Below are 22,162 nucleotides of genomic sequence, written 5' to 3' on the forward strand. Positions count from 1 at the left end.
CCTTAGACAGAAATAACCTTTCGGAGCTCTTCCGTAATAGAATCCTCGAATAGTTCTTGGATTTTCTGATGAAAGACATCTAGTTTCTCTTTAATGTCATCGAGCTCCAGTGCACCCTGAACATATGCATCTAGATCCAGAACAAATATTTTGCGCCGAAGCGTGGCAGGAAAGTCTGGATTATGAAGCCCGAAGTTGCAGTTCATGTTGTAGTCGTCATAGGCCCAAGACACATTCTGAATAGCTTTTGTTAGGAATAACTTTGTGTCATCTGGAATGGCACTCATGAACCCAAGACACGACGGCTTGATGTAACTGTTCCAGTCCGTCACGTCCCCCTCTCCTTCCATATCAAACTGATTAACGTATCTCAAACCAAACCGTCTCACCATTAATTCCGGACATGACGCAAACAGCGGACCGAGAATACCCAGGAAATCTGATTTAAGTGTCTCATAAGAGTCGTACTTCTTGTACTCAAGAAACGCATGCTGCGGCGACAGTATAAACCTCTTTTGCTTGTTCTTACTGAAATACCTGTATTCGCGGACTCTGACCCAAGACGCACCTGGGTCTGTGGTCAATGGTTCTTCCTCGAGTGGCTCCAAAATGGGAAATCTACCGTAGAGAGCCTTCTGAAGGTCTTTACTCAGACCTGTTGCGATCTGCTTGATTGGGTGTGTATAATCAATTCTCGCTACGACATCTGTGAGCTTCGGGTTAGCGTAGTGTATGTCGGACATAGATCCTCCAATTTACTTTCAACGGGTCGAATGCCTCTTTTTTACAGCGGACGTATCCAATCATCAACCCTTCTTTATCGAAATTGACGATCCTTCCTTGCGGAACAACTTTGCGTATTGGCGAACGCGCGCTCGAATCTGCCAGTCACTAACGGCAGACCCATCTCTTTTTTGGTAGTTTTTTCTTCGGTTCACAGCGTCCGCTATGGCGTGGGAATCCATGGGAGCCCCATTTTCTTTGAGAATAGCTATGATCTCGTCGTGTAACGTGACTTTTTCCATCATTACTTCCACCCCTGACTGTATGAATAGTGCATCCTTTAATTTACTTCTCACGCTGATCTCTTGCGAGGTTAATCAATCCCTTCACATAATTCAAGTCGTGAGGCACAAACTCTCCAGTTACCTGATCGATAGTCGACACGTATAGCTTCTGCTCGGTATCATGTTTATCCATCAGTGCCTCTCTATCACCTTTTGGAAGAATCACTTCACATTTGAGCGCTTTCTGTTGACCGTCAATCACTGAAAAAATCGAGAAGTAGTTCTTTGCATTAGAGCGGGCTCTCTTTTCCTGCGGCAATCCAAAAACGATAAGACTTTTTGGTTTCCCTTCCCAATCCTGCAATACCGCGAAATTGTCCAACTGCCAGCAATAGTCAGCCAGTGTTTGAGCAAATTCTCTAATTTCGGGGGCTGCATTCGAAAACGCCGTGTCCCGAAAATTCTCAAATTCGCTTTGACTGATACTGTCTTTTTCTCTAACCATTTCTGTAAACCCTTCCTCTCCCGCTTATGGACCGCTCCCCTGTGAGTCGGGCATCTGATGTTGGGTCGATGATGATAAGCGTGTGAAAGAAGATAAAGAAATCGATGAGGGTTGTCAATGAGAAGACCGTCAGGTCACCATCCCCTGATAGGGGCTCAAGACCCGCCACAAGGCGTGCCGAGAAGCCTGACGGAACGGGTGGACCTGTGTCCTGTCGGGTCTGAAGACCCGCCGGACACAACAAACATATCCCACAGCAAGCTGTTGGGGCACCCGGGAATCCCACAGCAAGCTGATGGGGCACCGGGAATCCCACAGCAAGCTGATGGGGCGCCCGGGAATTCCACAGCAAGCTGATGGGGCACCCGGGACAGCAGTTTCCATACATAATCGGTGGTGATTGCGAGGGAACGGAGGGATGTAGGCGTTTGATTTATCAAACGCGACATTCCGACACACGGGACGAGGGGTAGCCGTCAGACGGGGCGTCTGACAGCACATGAAAAAAAGGCCCAGAATCCATCGAATGTCAAAAATGAGGAAACGAAGCCAAATCTGTGTAGCGCGATGAATAAAAGGACGATACAGGGGGTTTTCCACGGGCAGATGAGACATCTGCCGCGCACGGAACGGGCAGACGAGATCCCGCGAAGCGCCAGGCCGCGCACGGAAACGCGACATCACGCCTTTTTCTCCCTCGCCCCCCGGGAGAGGGTTGGGGTGAGGGGGGTTGATTGCGTTGCGGCGGGTTCTAAGAAGGACCCGCCCTACGGGGATCGCCGGGGATGTAGGCGTTTGATTTATCAAACGCGACATCCCTTTGGATTCCGTTTTTCAACGGAATGACAAAAGGAAAGGCGGAATGACGCGACCCGGCGGCGGGTTCGAATCCTCCGAATGCGGACAGGGGCGCACCCGTCCGACGGCATTGCTGATGGCAGGAGACGAATCCCGCCCTTGGCGGGACTGCCCTACGAAGATATTCGGCCCAACAAAGAGGTTCGGCCGGGATGTAGGTGTTTGATTTATCAAACGCGACATCCCTCTGGATTCCGTTTTTCAACGGAATGACAAAAGGAAAGGCGGAATGACAAAAGGGAAGGCGGAATGACGCGACTCGGTGGCGGGTTCGAATCCTCCGAATGCGGACAGGGACGCACCCGTTCGACGGCCTTGCCGATGGCAGGAGACGAATCCCGCCCTTGGCGGGACTGCCCTACGAAGATATTCGGCCCAACAAAGAGGTTCGGCAGGGATGTAGGCGTTTGATTTATCAAACGCGCACATCACTCTGGATTCCGTTTTTCAACGGAATGACAAAAGGGAAGGCGGAATGACAAAAGGGAAGGCGGAATGACGCGACCCGGCGGCGGGTTCGAAGACGGACCCGCCCTACGAATGACATGACACTATCACAGTTTGCCGAGCATCCCGCGAAGGTAACTCAGGCGAAGAGATTCGTTGACCGAGGTCATGTCGATTATAATCTGCGTGTTGCCGGTGAGCGAAAACTCCATCGGGCAGTCGGTCGCCTTACCCAGCGCCTCAACCTCGCTGCGCCTGAGCTTGCGGCCTTCTTTGAAGAAGAGATTGACGATCCCCTTGCGGATTTTCACTTTCTCGATCTCCAGAAGCGACGCCGAGATCTTCACCGCCGCGCCATCGAAAAGATTCGTCGCCGACTGCGACATCCGTCCGAACCTGTCCGCGACCTCGTCGCGAATCCTCTCGACATCATCGAGCGTGCGGCAATCGGCGATGCGGCGATAGATATCGACTTTCTGCTGACGGTTGTTGACATACTCGTTTTCGAGAAACATCTCGATATCGGTCTCGACCTTGGCCTCCGGAAGCCGCTGCACCTGCTGTCCCTTGAGTTCGGCGACAGCTTCTTCGAGAAGTTTGTTGTACAGGTCGAACCCGATTTCTTCGATAAACCCGGACTGCCGCGCGCCGAGGATAGTGCCCGCGCCCCTGATTTCCAGATCGCGCATGGCCAGCGCGAATCCGGCGCCCAGATCCGAGTGGGCCTCGATAGCCCGCAGCCGCTTGATAGCATCGGCCCTGAGCAGCCGCGTTGGGGGCGTGAGCAGATACGCATAGGCGCGGCGGGCGCTTCGCCCAACCCGCCCGCGAAGTTGATAAAGCTGCGCCAGGCCGAACCGGTCGGCTCTATTAATAATAATCGTATTGGCCGATGGAATATCCAGGCCGGATTCGATAATCGAGGTGCACAGAAGCACGTTGTAACGCTTTGCCAGAAAGGCCAGCATGATTCCCTCGAGCGACCGTTCGTGCATCTGACCGTGCGCGACAGCGATCTCGGCCTGCGGCACGACTTTCTTGAGGTACTCGTGCATGGCATCGATTGTCTGCACCCGGTTGTGCACGAAAAAGACCTGTCCGCCCCGGTCGATCTCGCGAAGGATGGTGGTAGCGATAATGGCCGGGTCGAACTCGACTATCTCGGTTATAATCGGCAGGCGGTCCTTGGGCGATGTCGTTATCAGGCTCATGTCGCGCGCGCCCATCAGCGACATCTGCAGCGTGCGCGGAATCGGCGTGGCGGTCATCGAGATAGTATCGACATTGACCTTGAGATGCCGGAGCTTTTCTTTGTGGCGCACGCCGAAACGGTGCTCTTCATCGATAATCAAAAGCCCGAGATCCGGGAAATGAATGTCTTTGGACAGCAGGCGATGCGTGCCGATAACCAGCTCGACTTTGCCCTCGGCGAGGTCCTCGACAATTTTGTCCTGTTCTCTCTTCGTGCGGAAGCGCGATAGCATCTCGACTCGTACCGGGAAATCTTTGAGACGTTCGCTGAAAGTGTGAAAATGCTGCTGGGCTAAAATCGTGGTCGGGACCAGCACCGCGACTTGTTTGCCCTGTTCGACCGCTTTGAACGCCGCGCGCACGGCGACCTCGGTCTTGCCGTAGCCGACATCGCCGCAAATGAGGCGGTCCATCGGTTCGCCGGAGGTCATGTCGTGCTTGACATCGTGAATCGCCTTGAGCTGGTCGGGGGTTTCTTCGTAGATGAACGATGCCTCGAGCTGCCTGAGCCAGACGGTGTCGTCGCCGAAGGCGAAACCCTCTTTGGCCTTGCGTTCGGCGTAGAGCTTGATGAGATCGGCGGCCATATCGGCGATGGCTTTTTTCGTTTTCTTCTTGAGTTTCTCCCATCCTGCTCCCCCAAGATGGGTGAGCACCGGGTTGGAGTCTTTGCCGGAGTATTTCGAGACGCGGTTGAACTCTTCGATGGGGATATAGAGCTTGTCGTTGTCGGCGTACTGAAGCAGAAGGCAGTCGCGGTTGCGTTTGTCGACCTGGAGCGTTTCGAGTCCGAGATAGCGGGCGATGCCGTAATCGGTGTGCACCACGAAATCGCCGCGGGTGAGAGCAGAGTAGTCGGAAATGGCGACACCCTCTTTGAATTTCTTGCGGCGGACGCGGCGGTGGTAGCGGTTGAAGATTTCATGGTCGGTGAGGATGACGAACCCGCCGGGCGTGCAAACGAATCCGCCGTGGAGGTCGGCAATTTCGAGATTGAGATTGTTCTCTATCTCGGCTCTTTCGGTGAGAAGCTCTTTGAGGCGCTCGGCCTGGGCCTCGTTATCGGTGGCGATGAGATAGGTGAGGCCGAGCGTGTAATATTCTTTGATGGCGGCGCCGAGCTGGTCGATACGTGAGCCGAACGCCGGATGAGGCTGGCAGTGAAAATCGATAACATCGTGGCGACCGCCGCGGAACGGCACTTTGTCTATCTTGAAAAACCGATCCAGCCCGTGAAACATGGTCGCGATCGGGAAATAGTATTTGTCGGGAGTGGGAAGGTTGGATAGGCGATTTTTGAATCGTTCGTACAGGGCGACGCCTTCTTCCATGATCGCCTCCGCTTCGGCCTTGAGACGGGACTCATCGTCCATATACACGATGCCGCCGTCGCCGAAATAATCGAGGATACTTCCCTGCTCGATACCGAACATGATGGCCAGCCATTCCAGGCCGGGAAGTTCCGGATCGTTGAGGTATCGTCCGCGGATATACTCGGCGTCATCTTCATTGAGCCGCGCGAGGTGACTTTCGAGTGACTCGGGCGTGATGGGGATTTCGCGGCGCGGATAGATGGCGATGCGGTCGACGCGGTCGATAGTGCGCTGGCTGGCGACATCGAAATGACGGATGGTGTCGATTTCGTCGCCGAAGAACTCCACTCGCACGGGGGCTTCGGAGCCGGGCGAGAAGAAATCGATCACGCCGCCGCGCCGGGCGAAATCGCCCACTTCCTCGACATTGGGGACGCGGGTGAAGCCGAGGCTTATCAGGCGCTGGACGATTTCATCGAGGTCGGCTTCCTGTCCGGTTTTGAAGGCGATCGAGTTGCCGGTGAGGTCGGAGGTGCTGATAGTCGGTTCCAGGAAGGCGCGCACTGGGCAGACGACTACCGAGAGCGAGCCGTTTTGCAGTCCGGCCAGCGTGGAGATGCGCCGTCCCATGATTTCGCCGACCGGGGCCTTGAAATCGTACGGGAGGATTTGCCGGGACGGGAAGTGGCCGACCTGATCTTCGCCGAGCAGGAATGTAAGATCATCATAGAGATTGCCGGCGGTCTCGGCGTTGTGGGTGACAACCAGAATCGGTTGCTTTCTCTCTGAGGCGAGATTGGCTAATAGAAAGGCGGTTGATGAACCGCTGAGGCCGCTGACAGACGCGCTCTGGCCGTTGCCGCCATCGAGGCGGCGGGTAAGTTCTATCGATGGCGCGTGGAAGTTCCATTTGTCGAGTACCTTGAGGACCCGGGGAGCGATTTTTGCGGTCGTGACTTCCATGTTCTCAGCTTTGTATGTTCGATGCAATAACGCGAAAGCCCCGGCTAAATGTTAACCGGGGTATCGCCATTAATTTTTTCGGACGGCAATATATATAAAAAGCCGTTTGTTTACAACTTATAACTCGGAAAAGGCAAGTTTGCTTGCCGTCTAACCGGAGATTTCCTGCATCAGGTCGGAGCCGACTTCGACCTGGTCGTACTGGTTGGCGCGTGAGTCGTAGAGCACGACAATCGTGACACGTCGGTTGCGGTCGTCGTAGGGGTCGCTCTGGATCATCGGGAACTGGTCGGCAAATCCGCGGACCTCGCGCACCTGGCCTCCCCAGAGTCCGGAGACATCCATAAGACTTCGCGCGGAGTTGGCGCGGTCGGATGATAGCTCCCAATTGGAATAGGCGCTGTTGCCGCCATAGGCAGCATCGGTGTGACCTTCTATCACAAGACGGTTTTGCAGTTTGCCCAGTTCTTTGGCGATCGTAATCAGGATGATAGCGCTTTTCTGCAGCAATTTGGCCGAGCCCGGCTCAAAGAAGGCTGGTGAGGCTTCGGATTCGTTCAGCACGATTCGGAGGCCTTCGGAGGTAAGTTGGATTTTGACATTGTCTTTGAGACGCTTGAACACCTCCTGGTCGGAGAGCGCCTGCATGATGTTTTTGGCTGCCAGGGTGAATTGCTCTTTTTCTTTGTCGGTGGGACCGGTGCCGGATTTTTCTTTGTCTTTGAGCAGGCCTTGGCTGGGGCCATCGGATTTTATCATCGAGCTGGCGCCGTCCAAAATACCCGATTGTCCTTCGGTGTTGTACTTGCCGGGGTCGCGGAAATATCCTGCAACCGCTTGTTTTACTTCATCTTTCTGTCCGACCAGCCACATCACCAAAAAAAAGGCCATCATGGCTGTCATAAAATCCGCGAAAGCGACTTTCCACGCCCCGCCGTGGTGGCCGCCGTGACCGCCTTTTTTCTTCCTGATGATGATCGGTTGTACGTCGTCGGCCAATTTACCTATTTCCTCTTTGTCGCGTTACAGGCATCTTCGAGTTCGGTAAACCCGGGTCTTACGTCGGCATAGAGTGTTCTCCGGGCAAACTCAACGGCGATAACGCCGGCCACACCTTTGTTAAAAGACAGCAGGGCATGTTTCATACAATTTATATACTGCCGGTTTTCACCGACACGGTGTTTCAAGCTCACGGAGAGGGGTCCAACAAATCCGTAACATCCGAGCACTCCCAGGAACGTTCCCACCAGCGCGGCCGCGATTTTGTGACCGATTTCCTCCGGAGGACCATCGATAGCCGCCATCGTGATAACCACGCCGAGAACAGCCGCGACAATACCGAGTCCGGGCAGCGAGTCGGCAGTAGTGCTCAGGGCGTTGGCGGGCATCATTTCTTCCTCGTGCATAGCCTCGATATCGTTGTCCATCAGGTCTTCCAGATCGTGCGGCTGCACCGCGCCGGATATGATAACGCGCATGGTATCGACGAAGAACGCCACGGCGTGGTGGTTTTTGAGGAATTTCGGGTATCGCTTAAAAATATCGCTTTCGTGCGGGTGTTCGACGTGGTTCTCAAGACCGATGAGACCATCTTTACGGGCAACGTTGAAGACCTCAAACATCATGACCAGCAGTTCCAGATAATCTTTTTTGGCATAGCCGCCCCCGAGCACGCCTTTGAGCTGGGCTATGATGCCTTTGATCACGTTGAGTGGCGTCGAGATAAGTAGAGCGCCGACCGCTGCTCCGCCAATTATAAGCAATTCAAGGGGTTGATTGAGGGCAAGGATGTGCCCGCCCTCTGCGACGAAACCGGTTATAACGCCTCCCAGAACGACCGCAATACCGATAAAAATGAACATAAGCCTTCCCTGGTGTCTGCTCAGCCAAATGAGTTTACTCTATGCCTATCGTTATATAATTCGACAAATTTTGGATAAACCTGAGTGTTTTTGAGTGGGTTGTTTGGACCCCGGCCGGGCTCGAAATCGGTTGATATCAAGGGCTAACGGGCCGCTGTAGCTATTGAGGTGAGAGCGCAGTTGCCTACGCACTCGGTCGCAGGCAGAAACCGGTGAAAATGCTTGTCTTATTCGGTCTAAACCCCTAAATTCACGCCTGTCATTTTTGAATGACAGCAATTTACTGGAGGTAGTATGCGTCTTCTAACAAATAAACGTTTTTTCATTTTTCTATCGGTAATTGCGGTTTACTTCTTTTACGAACTGGCTTTTGCCTCGTCGGAAGCGGGGGCTCCATCTGGCGGCTCGGACGGACATGCCAGCACTGTTTTGGGTGTTCTGCTTGAACTCATGGTGATTTTACTCGCTGCCAAACTTGGCGGCGATTTTTTTGAACGTTTCAGACAGCCGGCAGTGTTGGGCGAACTGGTTATCGGTATGATCATCGGTAACTTGCATATGATCGGGTTGGATGTTTTCGAGCCTTTCAAGCACGACATGACGCTGGAGATTCTGGCGGAAGTCGGCGTTATCATTCTTCTTTTCGAGGTCGGGTTGGAGTCATCGGTCAGGGAGATGATGAAGGTCGGGCTGCCATCGTTCATGGTGGCCGTCTTCGGTGTTGTCACGCCATTCTTCCTCGGATGGGGTGTGAGCGCCATGTTTTTGCCGCAGGAATCGATCTATGTTCACATATTCATCGGGGCAACGCTGACCGCGACTTCGGTGGGTATCACGGCCAGGGTGCTTAAGGATCTCGGTAAGGTGCAGACGCGGGAGGCAAAGATTATACTTGGCGCGGCCGTGATCGACGATATTCTCGGACTGGTGATACTGGCCGTAGTCGCCGGTATTATTTCGGCGGTGGGCACAGGTCAGGGGGACGGTATCAGTTCGCTGGGCATCCTGTGGATTATTGCGAAGGCCGTGCTGTTTGTTGCGGGCGCCATAATCATAGGTGGTGTGGTCCTGCCGCACTATTTCAATTTCGCATTTAAATTAAAGGCTAAGGGCGTTTTCCTCTCATTCGCGCTGCTGATCTGCTTCAGCCTGGCGTATATCGCCGGTGAAGTCGGGTTGGCTCCTATTGTCGGCGCGTTTGCGGCGGGTCTTATTCTGGACCCGATTCATTACACGAAGTTCAGAGAGCGCGGGGAACATTCGATTGAGGAGTTGATAGAGCCGATCGGTGTTTTCCTGGTGCCTATATTTTTCGTCCGCATGGGTATGCTGGTCGAATTGAGCACTTTCGCGCAGGTAGAGATTTTGGGCTTTGCGGCAGTGCTTACGTTGGCGGCGATTGTCGGCAAGCAGGCCTGCGCGCTGGCTATTTTTGACAAGCAGACCAATCGTATAGCGATTGGACTTGGGATGATACCTCGAGGTGAGGTTGGGTTGATTTTCGCAGGGATTGGAGCTAAACTTATGCTCAACGGTCACCCGGTGGTATCATCGAGCACATATTCAGCGGTGGTCATCATGGTGATTGTCACTACACTGGTGACACCGCCCGCTTTGAAGGTGTCTCTCCTTAAAGGAGTTAAGAAAAAGGCTGAAACTGAGGCTAAAGCGGCCGAGGCTTAACGCCCGGCCGCTTTTGGCGGCTCAATGGAAATCAGAAAGCTCACACCGGAAATGCTCAGTTTCCGTCTGGGAGCGGATCCGGAGATTGACCCGGATTGGTTTGTAGCCCATCTTAACGACATCATCCGCTTTGACCCCGACGGTTGTTTCGCTTTGTGCGATGGCGATTCTGTAGTCGGGATGATCACTTCCACGACTTATCAAAAGATCGGTTGGCTTGGATGGCTTTTCGTGCTGGAAGAGTATCGATTTCGCGGGTACGGGGAGAGACTTATGCGCGCGGCAACGGAGTACGTGCAGGCGCGCGGGGCATCGACCGTGGTTCTGGAGGCCGATGTAAAAGCGGTGAATTTGTACCGGCGGCTTGGATTTATCGAGCAATTTCACACACGGCATTACAGTCTTTCGCGGGGGGAATTCGAGTGTGGGACAAGCGTAGGCGTTGAGGTTGATGTTGTTCGTATATCTGATTTAACTGCTTTATCTGAGTTTGATCGCTCTTTTTTCCGCGAGGACAGGTCGCGACTTTTCGGGATTGTGATGGCAAATAAGAATTTCCGTGGTCTGGTGGCAAAACATGACGGGCGGATTGTGGGGTACATATTCACGAATGAAGCATCGGCCAATCAGCAAGTGAGCCCTTTTATTGTGGATTTGTCGCACAAGATGGCTCGCACGGCGCAGCGGGCGCTGGTTAAGGAAGCCTTGAAAGTCTGTGAAAAGCCGCTTTATTTCCGGATTCCGGTGCTCGGCGAGGGTTACGGTGGAACGCTCGAACGGTTGGGGGCCAAGCCGGTGTACTATCATACGGTGCGGATGTATTTTGGGTCGGAGTACAAAACGGAGCGGGAAGGTGTTCTTTCGCTGGGTTGTCCCGGTAAGGGTTAGACTGCATTGCCACATTCTTCTGTTGTTCATGCGATTAGTGAATTTATCAGGTAACAGCTTGACAAAGCGGTGAGGATTTCTATATCAGCCGTTTAACATTGCCGGATGGAGTCCCGCTTTGCGGGAGTAGCTGGTCGGGCTCCTTTTTTCATTTGTTTTGTTAACAGCTTGACAAAGTGTATGGGATGTCTATATTGGACATTCTACATCGCGGGGTGGAGCAGTCTGGTAGCTCGTCGGGCTCATAACCCGAAGGTCAGGGGTTCAAATCCCCTCCCCGCTACCAAGTTTAAGCCTCTGAATGTCAATGACTTCAGAGGTTCTTTTTTTGGCGGGAGTTCCTTCAGAAACCGGATTTTCTAACAGTTTTCTAACAAAATTTCCGAAAACTGTTTTGTCCAACCTCCGAGCAGCATCATTTTCAAGGTTTGGCATCAAATGTCCATACCGATCAAGAGTCGTTTTCGCTGACGCATGACCGAGCTGTGATTGGATAAATTTAATGTTCTCGCCTTGAGAGATTAACAATGACGCATAGGTGTGTCGGAGATCGTGGAAGCGTATCCGGCGCAAGCCTGCTCTGTCCAGTGCGGGATGAAATTCCCGCTTAATCAAGTTTTCGGGATCAAGAGACGAACCGTTTTCATTGGAAAAAACCAAATCCATCTCGGATGCTCTTCCAATGAAACGGTGCTGTTCAAGTGCCTGCCGAAGTACCGGAGACATTACTATCCTGCGGATCGAATTCTTCGTTTTCGGTTTAATGAATTCTCCTCGAAAGATAGAACGCCTAATAGATATCTCGCTGGAATTCCAATCAATGTCACCCCACTGCAATGCCAGAAGCTCGCCGCGCCTCATGCCGGTCATTACCGCCGTCAAAAACAGCGTGTAATGGACAGGATTCACATTCTCCAGAAAAATCCGAATCTCCTCGGGTGTGAGAAAATCCATCTCTTCCTGCTCGACGCGGGGACGCTTTACATACAAAGAAGGATCGCGCTTGATATAACCCCAGATAACGGCGTGCTTGAACATCTCCTTGAAAGGAACCAGGATGTTGACTACGGATTTCGGACTCTGTTTCTCCTTCGTAATCTTTTCAGATACGAATTTCTGGATATCCGAAGTCGAAATCCGGTGCAGGAACATCTTTCCAAAGCGAGGATTCAGGTGAAGCCTCACAATGGACTTGTAGCCGATGTAAGTAGAACGTTTCACGGAAATCTTGGCGTAATCGGATAACCATTTCGCGGCGAACTCTTCAAAGAGTATTTTCTCGCACTCTTGATAAGTTCCACTATTGATCTGATTCATCCGCTTTGCCAAAAGCTTCTCCGCAGCTCTCTTACTGCCACCGGCTCGTTCCCATCGCTGGGTTCCTCCGTCCCGATAAACCGCATACCAAGTATCAGAGCGTAACACAACGCTTCCTTTTGCCAATTCGTTCTCACCTCCTTTCTGTCTGGCAGATAGAATGTATCGAACGGTATCCGACAGTATTGATGCTGAAGGATACGTTCCTTGGTTGTGGTAAACAGTTGCGAACATACCGCAATTTATTAATCCGGCGAAACATTGTCAATCACATAGGCTGGCGCAGAGTATCGACGCATTTGAGTCTCAGGTAGTCAATGACCTCTTCTTCAGCAAAGCGTAAATACTTGCCCACCTTATAATGCGGTATGCAATCCGTGCTGCCGTTTCTCGTCCGGTCATAAATCCATGAGACCGGTACGTTTAGCTTTTCAGCCAGTTCCTGAACATTCAATAGTCGCTCCATATAGTAATCTCCTATTGCCAACGATTGTTGACGATTTCTTCTTCTTCGTGGGCTACGTCAATGACCGTCCCTTCTCTATGGACAATGCGAAGTCGGCGGTCTTCAATCAGTTTATCAACGATAACAGCCGGTAGCGCATACTTGTCATTTGAGTGTTGCACGACTTTCTGACAGTCCTTTTCTCGCGCCCGAATCTCATCGACAAAAGCAGTCAGGATCGGAATCGCCTTGTCGTCTTTCACCTTGATTTGCGCGTGTCGCTGCGGCTGGCACATAACCCATGCGATATACTTCTCTTTGATTTCCTCAATCGAGTAATACTGACGATTTGACAGTTCCTGCTCCCGTATAAACTCATAGAAAGGAACAATGGATATGCTACTTGATTCCGATACGGAATCACTAGTTACCTTACTCACACTTGATGACGACCCGGAAGACGACATAGAGTAGTCATTCGATGCGTGCCCGGAGGATTCCGATTCTGTCATGGAATGGACCTCCATAGGGTACATAAATCCATCGGCTGGAATTAAGTGATTAGCACTTCCCGAACTGAAAGAGCTGGACGACCCCGAACCGCTTCCATGGCTATCAGACATACCTTCCGTATTCACTTCACCTGATGTCTGAGTCTTTGACGTTCCGGTACTGATTACTTCTCTAGTTGATTCCTGCGGTACAAGAAGAGTGTGGTAAATTTCATCCTTAATATTATCCCCACGAATCTGACCGGCGAATAATTCGCCAACCAACTCTTCGCTATCCTGACGACTCGACTTGAAAGCCACCTTTACATCGCAGTTCGTCATGACATTTTCATAGTAGCCTGGAATCCGTTTTATTTGAGTCAGCGTCTGGTAGCACAGCGTGAAGTAAATGCCGAATTTACGAAGAGCCTGTAGTGAGTATGGCAAGTCGTTTGATGTCAGTTCGGCGGCTTCGTCGGCAATTACGAAAAATGGCTTCTTCGCCTGCCTTTTGGTTCGTTGGAAAGCGTAGTTGATGATCTGGTCAACCAGAAGTATCCCTAAAATCTGCTGGCACTCCCTTGAGACTCTCAGGGGTGCCAGATTAACCAAGATGATCTGACCCTTTTCTATGGCCTCGCCAATATTGACGGTGGATTCGCTCTGTCCGATAATGCGTCTGATTGGATCAGAAAGAATCATCTTCGCAGCCCTATTCAGTGGAGCCTCGATTAAATTCTCTTTTTCCGACCGTTTCGAGATTGCGTCAAACCCCTGCCATTCCCGTTTCACGTAATTGTTCTGAACACTGTCGAGAACCGATTCGCGATACAGTGAACTTGATACCGACAGAAAATCGAGCATATCCGCCAGCGTCAGGTTTGCCTCGATTAGGGACATGAGAAGGTTCCGTTGCCAGCGTTCCAGTCTTGGTTTTGTTTCCCCTTCTGACTCGCCAAAGACCTTGGCGATTGCCTTCATAACCTGCGAAGCGTGTGCCGACACGTCCATACCGTTTGGCGATAGAAAATTCAACCCGACTGAATTCTCACTATCATTAGGATTGATTAGAATGACACGGCTGCGGTATCCCGCGACGGTAATATAAGCCAGTAGGTCATCATACAGCGAGCCGTGCGGGTCAAGCAGGATCAGTCCATGTCGGTTGTCCAAATGATAGCGCATCCGCAATTCGAGCATTTTGCTCTTGCCTCTGCCCGTACCTCCGCAAATGAGCCAATGCAACAACAGGTCGTTATAATCAATGACTTGCGGTCTGCCGTTCAGCGTATTCTGACCAATATTGAATCCCTTCATAGTAATTATCTCCCTGCTCCCCGTTGGAAAATCTGCTGGTCATAAAAATCAACCAGTTCATCGGCCATATCGGGGAACTTTTCGTTTACCATGTTAATAAAGGTTGCCCGGCTCATTGCTTTCTTGGCAATCGAGTCCAAAACCGCCTGCTCTCGTGCTTGGGACACCTCTTGTTGTTTTTTGATTTGCGACAGCTCCTTCAAGTGATCGTCCTGCTTTTCAGCAGGTTTATGCTTGGCTCTAATCTGCATGAGCCGTTCAATTACATCCAATTTGCACATTACGCTATCCCGTTCGTATCGTGCCACCGCTCGGCTAGTTCGAGCTTTGAGCAGTCTCACTCTGCTGATAACATCTACGTATTTCTCAAATATGTCTATCTGCTTCTGAGCGATAATAAGCCGATGTTCCACATTCTCTCTCTGTAGTTGGTGAGCTGCGAGCTGCTTTCTACGACAACGTTCCATTTCAATGAGAGAATCAAGCTCATTGATGATTTTTCTTCGTTGCCACCAAGTCATACCCGGATAACGGCGAATGTTCTCTATGATCTTGCTTCGAACAATCTGCAAAGACGTGGTGCCGAGCACATGCTCGGCACCATCATCGTATTTAGCTGGCAAGCTCATTAGTGCAATTCCTGCTCAACGATTCTATCGAGGATGCGAGAATTGACACCATTTTCCATTAGAGAGGCTTGGTTCGCTTCCTTTTGGAGCAGCTTATAGCCGCCATAGATGGCCAGACATACAATCGCGCCCGCAAAGATGGAAGGTCCAATATCGGGGACTTCCGGCCCATTCTTGCTGGTTTCTTTTTGTGATTCCATGATTCATCCTTTCATTTAAGGGTTGTTGTTCTAATCACAGAATCAATTTGCCTAATGGACGGAGTTTTGTCCACACAGGGGAATTGTAAGGATTGTAAGGAGGGAATTAGAGGTGAGGAATCTTGTAACCGGAGCCGGTTACGGTCTTGATAATCGTCTTACTACCGAGTTTCTTTCGGATTTCAGCAATGAAGTAATGCGCTCTGCGTGGGACTTCCTGCAGCTCATCGACGTACTTCTCATAGCATCCGATAATGTGTTTATTGCTAACGGCAGTACCTTCGTTTTCAACCAAAAGTCTGAATATCTCAAGCTGCAATTCGGTGAACTTGGTTCTGGGAAGTTTACCATCACCGTATATTTCACCGGTTCGCATATCAACACGAACACCGTCTCGTGAGAACATAGCAATCTGGTCGGTCTTGATTGACTCAATAAGGATATTCAGTTCGCCTTCCAGCTTCTTAATGAGCAGTCCGGTTTGGGGCGAGCTGTCGATTCCCGAATTAGCCAGTTCTCCAACTTTGCCAGCCAATTCGCTTACCTGATTACTCTGCTTTTTCTTGTTGAGATACGCCAATGACAGGCTCAATTGCACAAGCACCTGCTTGAGAATACCGCTATGCAGAAAATATGCCGGTGCTATGTTATCAAGAACTCGCCAAAAGTACTCCACAGCCCGCTTGTAGTCTTCCATACCGTTATAGGCGGTTCCGTATCCCAAGGCGACAAACGGAAAGAAAGATGATGATTTGAATTTCTTGGTTTGCTTTTCGCAGAAGCGATACCACTTAAGTGCTTCATTGTAGTTTCGTCTGTGCAGTAACAGATTGCCGACTCTTTTCAAAATCTCGACAGTCTTGGTCGGTAGGTTCCGTTTGTCGGATTTATCCAGAGCCAGATTATACAATCGCTCCGCTTTGTCAAAATCTCCTATCGACCGGAATATATCACCCTGATTCAAGATGCTCTCGACCTCGTAGTCGTAGAGCTTTTGCTTCTTAGATACCGCTTCGACCCGTTCAAAACAATCCAACGCACGGGCATAATCACCTGCGGAACTGCAGACGAGACCCTGCTGCATGATTGTTTCAAGCATAGCTTCAGTGCGCTGCAAATGTTCGGAAATCTTCAATGCTTCTCTGAGATAGACAGTCGCTTCCCTGTAATTCTGTCTGAAACTATCCAATGAAGCGAGCTGTACTAGTGAGTCGGCTTCAAGGTCAGGTAATGCTTCATCTCGGGCAATTATCAACGCCTCGACGGTGAGGTTTTCCGCATGTTCGTATTCCAGATACTGAAGATGGAGATAACCAGATTCGATCAGGGCATTTGCGTATGTCAAGCGAGAGCACTTATCACGAGCCAGTTTCAAAACATCTACAGCTAATCGTTTGGCTTTGGATGAATCTCCCAAAGACATGTACGATTTCATCTGAACAAAAAGACACTCGACCTGGCCTTCGTAATCTTTGGCAGCCTTAGCTTGCTTAAGAGCTTTTTCAGAAGACTTTAGAGAGGAAGCGAAGTCATCTTGCCAATAAAGGCGTTCCGCCTTTTCAACTAATGAATATGTTCCCTTTCTTTCCAATACTTGCTCCTTTGGATCAATCAATAGCCGAGTCTCTTTCTTCCAGCCTTATAACATGGCTTACAACGGCAGTGCCTGTATCCTTGCGAGGCACCTTTTGAACGATCTCTGTAATAATCTGTGAGTGGCTTCCACTTGCCACAACTGGAACAGTATTTACCCTTAATTCCGTTTTTTATTACTACTGCCATTATGTACTCCTCCTTCCACACCTATATTTATTGGCAGAATTCCAGCTTCACCATTCCGCATCGTTTAGAGCCTTAACAAGGTGAAGGCTCCAAAACGACCAGACCAACGCCATCACCTTTGACGAGTCTGCTCCTACATGACAGCTTGGTCATAGTGTGAGGAGAACGGAATGTGTGAAGCTGGAATTTCATCTTACTCCACCATACTCATCAGGTCGTTTTGCGGATTAGCCGTTATCCAACATTTTGAGAACATTCGATCCGGCTCAGTAATATCAATCGAGTCTGGCGAAGTAAACCAAAACAGCGAATTGGTCACATAGAATTTCCCCATTGAGGCGAATTCAGCAAAGATACTCGCAATACGACCCGACAATGTCTTATCTTGCCTTATCGCTCCGGGTGTCACGAAGAGCACCTGAAATCCCGTAATCATGTGACGACCTTCATTCGATTGATCGGCACGAATATCGAGCCCGACAATTTGACCATTTGGCAATTGGCGGTAGGCATAACGCTTCGGAAACTTCTTCGATTTGCGATATAACCGATACCCGATTAGTTTCCGCCGGATATCGGTTCGCTGTTTTGACGATGCGATAGGTTCGGTACCTCGGTCGATTTCCAAGAAAAAGTGTGTTCTTCCCGCTCCAACGACTTCCAGACCGAAAAAAGCATCGGCATGGACTGGAATTCGCTCATCCTCGCCCTCCTCGTTCTCGCCAATCACGAAATCCCTGATACAATCGCCCTGTTCCCAAAACAGGAGTTTGGCTTCGTCACTATGGCGTTCGCAGGCGAGTTCCAGCGTTGCCCGGAATGTAGCCACACCCAGAGCGTGCTTCAAAAACAGAGATTTGACCTTATTACTCTCGATAATCCGCCGAGTTATTTTGATCGGAATATCGTGCCGTTCTTCAAGAATCTTCGGGCAGGCCGGTCCAAGACCGTAAATGGCTCGCGGCGAGCCATGCCCTCTGCCCATTGGCTCGTCGGTGATGTAATGGCGTTCCAGATATCGGGCGTTAAAAAGCTGTTTTAACCGCTTGGACAGGGCCTGTCTGCCGAAACCGTATTGCGCTGGTCGCTGTTTGCCGTCCGAGCCAACGGCGTAGGAAACGCCGCTTGATACATCACCCGTCTGAAGTAAATGCCAGATTAACTCACTGCTCAAGAACCGATGGTCATAGACCAGCCTAAGGATCTTGTAATCCCGGTCTCTCAAAATCAAATCAGGGAAAGCCCCTTTATCTGGGACATATCGCGAGAGTCGTTTCTGTTGGGTGGGTTTGCTCATTTCCCTCTAATTCTCCTATCCGGCTTGCCGGAATCTTTCTCTTATGACGCCCCCTCGTCGGAGGCCGAACTCGTCCCAAAAACCGCAATCCGCAGGAGGGTGGTTTTTGGCTGACGATTCGTGTCCGCCCGACTTCGCTCGCTTCGGTTTGCCCCTCCGCTGACGTTCGAAATGCGGGGCAAACCCGAGCAAGGAAACAATCCTTTGTTTCCGGCGAAGCCGATGGCTCTCCGGGTTCCTGGTCTGCTTCGGAAATAACTCACCAGCACATCCATAGTCGTTAGCACCAGAAGCAGACTAGGCAGAGAGCCAAGGGAAGGGAGCGAAGTCGGGCGGAGAACGACATCACTTTCCCTTTACCTCACAACACATTACATGTTGTGGAAAGTAGAAATGATAATACATCATTTCTACTTTCAAGAAGCATTATTTTAGTGCTTCGAGCAAGGGAAAAGTGATGGAGAGAACCAGACCGACGAGGGGGCGTCTTCTCAACGACTGCGGACTAAGCAGTCGTATTTCAATCGCAGATTGAAATGTCTGCTACGGAGCTTATGATGTACGTCGTTTTCGACAGTAGTAGCATAAGTCTCCGAATTCTATCTTCCGGCGGCATACGGAGCACCTGGACTGCTTCGGATATCGCCGCCTTCTGGCGCGAAATGGCCTGCCGGTAGTCCTATCCATTCTGGCGAGCCAGTAGCCAGTTCCGGAGCGAGCGGACGGGACTGATGTTCTGACGGATAAAGGTGATGCCGACCGCAACGGCGTCGAGCAAGTTGAGGTTATACCTCAATACCCAAGTCCTGTTTGACTGCAGATATACTCTTAGCTCGTCAAAGGTGCTGACGATTGTCTGGGCGACTCTGATTTTGCTCGCATTGCCGTCGTTGCATATTTCCTTTCTGATGGTTCTGGGGTCGTACTCGTACACCAGAACGCCAAACTTCTTGGCGATATGCCTCATCTTCGCGATAGCGAGCGTCAGGCGAAAATTCTGCTTGATTTGAGAGAACGTATTTCGCTCCAAGACGAAATAGTGTGGAGCCTTTTCCCTTATCAGGCGGGTTACAATTTCCTCGACATGTTCGAGGATTATGGCCTCAGAACCCTGCCTGATTGTCTTGACTCCGTAGTCAACGAGTTCCGTACCTTCAAAAAAGGCGAATCCCATGTGTTTCGTGCCGGGATCGACGGCTAGGATTTTGAATTTACTTTTCCGCATATTTGTTCAATAGAAAGAAGAACAGTGCGGACCGGGACTTCTTTATTTTCTCAGGAGGCATCTTGATAACCTCCTCGAACGCTTTCCGGACGATACCTTCGTCATGCTTTTCGACGATGTACCGGTACAGCTCGACCCGGTGCTGTTCCTGAAAGGTCTTCGCAATCTCTTCCGCGAGATCACCCCTTGGGGTTATTTTCGCTTTTTTAGTGTTCATGTTTGTTTTGATTAGTGAGTATTTATAAAGCAGTAGTAGTCATCTCCATCCGCTCGCCGTACATGTCCAACTGAATCTGTTTGAAGTGGTCGGAAAACAACAGCTCGACGGGACATTTGAGCGCGGCAGATAGCTTGAGCGCGTTAATCAGGGTAGGTAGTTGATGACCGGTTTCCCAACGATACAGGTCGGTGTTGTGCTTGATACGTAGCAGTTTTGAAACGTCCCGCTGCCGAAGATACCGCCTCAAGCGGTACCTTCGGATTTGATTGGTCTTAATTTTTTTAAGATCGCAGGACATACAAAGTGCTATGTTTGTTTTTCTTGCCACTCAACCATAAACCTGGGCCGATTTAGCATCAATATGCTAGAGTCCCACCAGTCTGGGGATAACATCACAACCATACTAGACGGGGGTAATTCGCTGTTTATAGCCATATATGTAAGGTTGTTTTCAAAAAAACTGCTAACCTTACACGAATATTGGCATTTTGTCAAGGTGGGTTATCTTGCCTGCATTTGCCGTGTGTAAACATTAATGATAGATTTGCACTGGAAATCGGAGCAAATCGCTGCTTCAACATCATTTCTCTTTGCTGAAAGCTCTCTTTTCCACAGCAGAAGGGGGGTGTAGCATAGTTCGTCTCACTAGCGGCAATCTCAGCGATAGGTATAATTGGACGTTATGCCTATCACACAAAAACAAATACAAACATTCCAACGCCTCTATAGATTGCGCTATGAGAGAGACATATCTGAAGAAGAAGCTTTGGATATAATCAACCGCTTCTTGAATCTTATTAACATCATCCGGGACAATGAATCACGTAACAATATACGCAAGAAAATCTACTGAATCAGAAGATAAGCAAGTAATGTCAATCGAATCCCAGGTCAAGGAATTGAAAGCACATGCCAAGCGGATGAATTGGATCGTAGATAGAGTGCTGACGGAAAGCAAGTCAGCTAAAGCTCCAGGCAGACCTGTATTCAATCAACTCTATGAATACATGGAGCAAAACAAGCTGAATGAATTGCTCTGCTGGAAGCTGGACAGGTTGGCGCGTAATCCTGTTGACGGTGGTGCTCTCATCTGGGCAATGGAGGAAAATAAGCTCACCCATATTCATACACCGCAACGGTCATTCTTCAATTCCGGGAATGACAAGTTTTGGCTACAGCTGGAATTTGGCATGGCAAAAAAATACATTGATGACCTGAGTGATAATGTGAAGCGTGGTCTTAAGGCGAAATTAGAGAAGGGATGGTATCCTACACAGGCACCGCTTGGATACAAAAACAAGCTTGAGGATCATACAATTATCCCCGACCCTAAACGATTCAATATTATTCGCAAAATGTGGGATTTGATATTGACGGGAGGATACACCGTACCGCAGGTATTGGACATCGGAAATAACAAATTTGGCTTGCGCTCCCGAATGTATAGGTCGGGTGGCGGCAACCCAATTAGTCGTTCAACCATTTACTACATATTTTCAAATCCATTCTACTATGGAATGTTTGAATACCACGGGAAACTATATACAGGCAACCATAAGCCTATGGTTACCAAAAAAGAATTCGACAAGGTACAAAGTATTATTCACGCACCGATAACAACAAGACCAAAGCAATACACATTTCAATATACTGGACTAATGCGATGCGGTGAATGTGGTGCCTCGGTGACTGCCGAACATAAAACGAATCGCTTTGGAAGCAAATATGTCTATTACCATTGCACAAAGCGAAAAACAACGTGTTCACAAAAATATATCCAAGAGGAGCAACTGAATGACCAGTTTGAGTCCTTCATGAATCTAATCACATATGACCAATTCCTTCTGGAATTCATGCTTAAGATTAGTGAATCGCAACAAGACCCTCAGGAGGAAGATAACAAAATGGAAATAGCTTCTCTAAAAAAGAGAATTGCCCACAATGAAAAAAACACGTCGGAATTGCTAACAATCAAGCTGAGAGGTCTTTTGAATGATGCTGACTTTTTATCAAAAAAACAAGAATTGGAAAAGGAACGAGAGCTTCTGGGTCGCAGGATCAAAAATGCTATAGAAGGCTACGACAAAGCAAAAAACGAAACAATAGATACTTTTAGATTCATGACAATGTTGAGAAAGACATTCACAACAGGGACAATTGAAGAGAAAAAAGGAGTCGTCCGTGACATCGGTTCGAACCTTATCTTATTGGACAAAAAACTGCTAATAGAAGCCAAAGAACCGTACGATATAATTTTCAATCACATAGAATCCATTAAACCCTATAATATCCGGTTCGAACCCCTAATTCATGGCTTACCTAACGGAAAAAACCCCGCTTTAAACGAGGCTATTTCCAAGACTCGGGGATTAGTGGACGAAGTTCGCACCTTTTATCTCAATTCAGACAGTTGTCCACAAAGTGGTGGTAGTTCCGGATAGATTCGTCTCACATATACCTTA

General features: G+C 49.8%; 18 protein-coding genes and 1 tRNA gene. 4 read left to right on the plus strand and 15 right to left on the minus strand.

Annotated elements, in window-relative coordinates; genetic code table 11:
* Window positions 1-2 precede the first annotated feature (2 nt).
* The 5 genes from AB1483_00365 to motA all read right to left on the minus strand — a co-directional run bounded on the left by AB1483_00365 (window position 3) and on the right by motA (window position 8,206).
* The gene (locus AB1483_00365; GenBank protein MEW6410905.1) at window positions 3-743 is read right to left on the minus strand and encodes a TIGR04255 family protein; all 741 of its coding nucleotides are present in this window, start codon (window positions 741-743) and stop codon (window positions 3-5) included.
* Window positions 744-1,068: 325 nt separating this feature from the next.
* Entirely contained in the window at window positions 1,069-1,512 is a 444-nt protein-coding gene (locus tag AB1483_00370) for a hypothetical protein (protein ID MEW6410906.1), read from the minus strand.
* 1,412 nt (window positions 1,513-2,924) lie between these two features.
* On the minus strand, window positions 2,925-6,344 hold the full coding sequence (gene mfd / locus AB1483_00375) for a transcription-repair coupling factor (GenBank protein MEW6410907.1): 3,420 nt from the start codon (window positions 6,342-6,344) through the stop codon (window positions 2,925-2,927).
* A 150-nt stretch (window positions 6,345-6,494) separates the two neighbouring features.
* The gene (locus tag AB1483_00380; protein ID MEW6410908.1) at window positions 6,495-7,343 is read right to left on the minus strand and encodes a flagellar motor protein MotB; all 849 of its coding nucleotides are present in this window, start codon (window positions 7,341-7,343) and stop codon (window positions 6,495-6,497) included.
* 5 nt (window positions 7,344-7,348) lie between these two features.
* Window positions 7,349-8,206 (minus strand): flagellar motor stator protein MotA, encoded by an 858-nt coding sequence (gene motA / locus AB1483_00385; protein MEW6410909.1) that lies wholly within the window; start codon window positions 8,204-8,206, stop codon window positions 7,349-7,351.
* Window positions 8,207-8,500: 294 nt separating this feature from the next.
* On the opposite strand from motA, the gene AB1483_00390 reads away from it, so the two are divergent.
* The 3 genes from AB1483_00390 (at window position 8,501) to AB1483_00400 (ending at window position 11,063) form a co-directional block, all read left to right on the plus strand.
* Window positions 8,501-9,889 (plus strand): cation:proton antiporter, encoded by a 1,389-nt coding sequence (locus AB1483_00390; GenBank protein ID MEW6410910.1) that lies wholly within the window; start codon window positions 8,501-8,503, stop codon window positions 9,887-9,889.
* 24 nt (window positions 9,890-9,913) lie between these two features.
* A complete protein-coding gene (locus AB1483_00395; GenBank protein MEW6410911.1) occupies window positions 9,914-10,777 on the plus strand; it encodes a GNAT family N-acetyltransferase in 864 nt (287 codons plus the stop codon).
* 209 nt (window positions 10,778-10,986) lie between these two features.
* A tRNA-Met gene (locus AB1483_00400) sits at window positions 10,987-11,063 on the plus strand.
* Here AB1483_00400 and AB1483_00405 read toward each other — a convergent pair.
* The 10 genes from AB1483_00405 to AB1483_00450 form a co-directional block, all read right to left on the minus strand.
* Window positions 11,042-12,220, minus strand: a complete 1,179-nt coding sequence (locus AB1483_00405) for a site-specific integrase (protein ID MEW6410912.1) — start codon at window positions 12,218-12,220, stop codon at window positions 11,042-11,044. The genes AB1483_00400 and AB1483_00405 overlap by 22 nt on opposite strands.
* A 142-nt stretch (window positions 12,221-12,362) precedes the next feature.
* Entirely contained in the window at window positions 12,363-12,560 is a 198-nt protein-coding gene (locus AB1483_00410) for a helix-turn-helix domain-containing protein (protein MEW6410913.1), read from the minus strand.
* Window positions 12,561-12,571: 11 nt separating this feature from the next.
* Window positions 12,572-14,347 carry a type IV secretion system DNA-binding domain-containing protein gene (locus AB1483_00415; GenBank protein ID MEW6410914.1) on the minus strand — a complete coding sequence of 592 codons (1,776 nt, stop codon included), beginning with the start codon at window positions 14,345-14,347 and terminating at the stop codon, window positions 12,572-12,574.
* Between the two features lie 5 nt (window positions 14,348-14,352).
* A complete protein-coding gene (locus tag AB1483_00420; protein ID MEW6410915.1) occupies window positions 14,353-14,976 on the minus strand; it encodes a hypothetical protein in 624 nt (207 codons plus the stop codon).
* Window positions 14,976-15,176 carry a hypothetical protein gene (locus AB1483_00425; GenBank protein MEW6410916.1) on the minus strand — a complete coding sequence of 67 codons (201 nt, stop codon included), beginning with the start codon at window positions 15,174-15,176 and terminating at the stop codon, window positions 14,976-14,978. The genes AB1483_00420 and AB1483_00425 overlap by 1 nt, the downstream gene beginning before the upstream one ends.
* Window positions 15,177-15,282: 106 nt before the next feature.
* Window positions 15,283-16,599 carry a tetratricopeptide repeat protein gene (locus tag AB1483_00430; GenBank protein MEW6410917.1) on the minus strand — a complete coding sequence of 439 codons (1,317 nt, stop codon included), beginning with the start codon at window positions 16,597-16,599 and terminating at the stop codon, window positions 15,283-15,285.
* Window positions 16,600-17,151: 552 nt separating this feature from the next.
* A complete protein-coding gene (locus AB1483_00435) occupies window positions 17,152-18,255 on the minus strand; it encodes a replication-relaxation family protein (protein ID MEW6410918.1) in 1,104 nt (367 codons plus the stop codon).
* A 679-nt stretch (window positions 18,256-18,934) separates the two neighbouring features.
* Window positions 18,935-19,480 (minus strand): crossover junction endodeoxyribonuclease RuvC, encoded by a 546-nt coding sequence (locus tag AB1483_00440; protein MEW6410919.1) that lies wholly within the window; start codon window positions 19,478-19,480, stop codon window positions 18,935-18,937.
* On the minus strand, window positions 19,467-19,697 hold the full coding sequence (locus AB1483_00445; protein MEW6410920.1) for a hypothetical protein: 231 nt from the start codon (window positions 19,695-19,697) through the stop codon (window positions 19,467-19,469). The genes AB1483_00440 and AB1483_00445 overlap by 14 nt, the downstream gene beginning before the upstream one ends.
* Before the next feature lie 22 nt (window positions 19,698-19,719).
* A complete protein-coding gene (locus tag AB1483_00450; GenBank protein ID MEW6410921.1) occupies window positions 19,720-19,998 on the minus strand; it encodes a helix-turn-helix domain-containing protein in 279 nt (92 codons plus the stop codon).
* Between the two features lie 517 nt (window positions 19,999-20,515).
* Between AB1483_00450 and AB1483_00455 the strand changes: the two genes are divergently transcribed.
* Window positions 20,516-22,141 carry a recombinase family protein gene (locus AB1483_00455; protein ID MEW6410922.1) on the plus strand — a complete coding sequence of 542 codons (1,626 nt, stop codon included), beginning with the start codon at window positions 20,516-20,518 and terminating at the stop codon, window positions 22,139-22,141.
* The last annotated feature ends 21 nt before the right edge of the window (window positions 22,142-22,162 follow it).

It is taken from the genome of Candidatus Zixiibacteriota bacterium (assembly GCA_040756055.1).
Classification (GTDB): Bacteria; Zixibacteria; MSB-5A5; order GN15; family FEB-12.

Bases quoted from the DNA above. Each gene is read 5' to 3' on its own strand.
- AB1483_00390 (MEW6410910.1), top strand. From the start codon at position 8,501: ATGCGTCTTCTAACAAATAAACGTTTTTTCATTTTTCTATCGGTAATT.
- AB1483_00410 (MEW6410913.1), bottom strand. From the start codon at position 12,560: ATGGAGCGACTATTGAATGTTCAGGAACTGGCTGAAAAGCTAAACGTA.
- AB1483_00370 (MEW6410906.1), bottom strand. From the start codon at position 1,512: ATGGTTAGAGAAAAAGACAGTATCAGTCAAAGCGAATTTGAGAATTTT.
- AB1483_00420 (MEW6410915.1), bottom strand. From the start codon at position 14,976: ATGAGCTTGCCAGCTAAATACGATGATGGTGCCGAGCATGTGCTCGGC.
- mfd (MEW6410907.1), bottom strand. From the start codon at position 6,344: ATGGAAGTCACGACCGCAAAAATCGCTCCCCGGGTCCTCAAGGTACTC.
- AB1483_00450 (MEW6410921.1), bottom strand. From the start codon at position 19,998: ATGTCCTGCGATCTTAAAAAAATTAAGACCAATCAAATCCGAAGGTAC.
- AB1483_00395 (MEW6410911.1), top strand. From the start codon at position 9,914: ATGGAAATCAGAAAGCTCACACCGGAAATGCTCAGTTTCCGTCTGGGA.
- AB1483_00435 (MEW6410918.1), bottom strand. From the start codon at position 18,255: ATGAGCAAACCCACCCAACAGAAACGACTCTCGCGATATGTCCCAGAT.
- AB1483_00445 (MEW6410920.1), bottom strand. From the start codon at position 19,697: ATGAACACTAAAAAAGCGAAAATAACCCCAAGGGGTGATCTCGCGGAA.
- AB1483_00365 (MEW6410905.1), bottom strand. From the start codon at position 743: ATGTCCGACATACACTACGCTAACCCGAAGCTCACAGATGTCGTAGCG.
- AB1483_00440 (MEW6410919.1), bottom strand. From the start codon at position 19,480: ATGCGGAAAAGTAAATTCAAAATCCTAGCCGTCGATCCCGGCACGAAA.
- AB1483_00455 (MEW6410922.1), top strand. From the start codon at position 20,516: ATGAATCACGTAACAATATACGCAAGAAAATCTACTGAATCAGAAGAT.
- AB1483_00415 (MEW6410914.1), bottom strand. From the start codon at position 14,347: ATGAAGGGATTCAATATTGGTCAGAATACGCTGAACGGCAGACCGCAA.
- motA (MEW6410909.1), bottom strand. From the start codon at position 8,206: ATGTTCATTTTTATCGGTATTGCGGTCGTTCTGGGAGGCGTTATAACC.
- AB1483_00425 (MEW6410916.1), bottom strand. From the start codon at position 15,176: ATGGAATCACAAAAAGAAACCAGCAAGAATGGGCCGGAAGTCCCCGAT.
- AB1483_00430 (MEW6410917.1), bottom strand. From the start codon at position 16,599: ATGTCTTTGGGAGATTCATCCAAAGCCAAACGATTAGCTGTAGATGTT.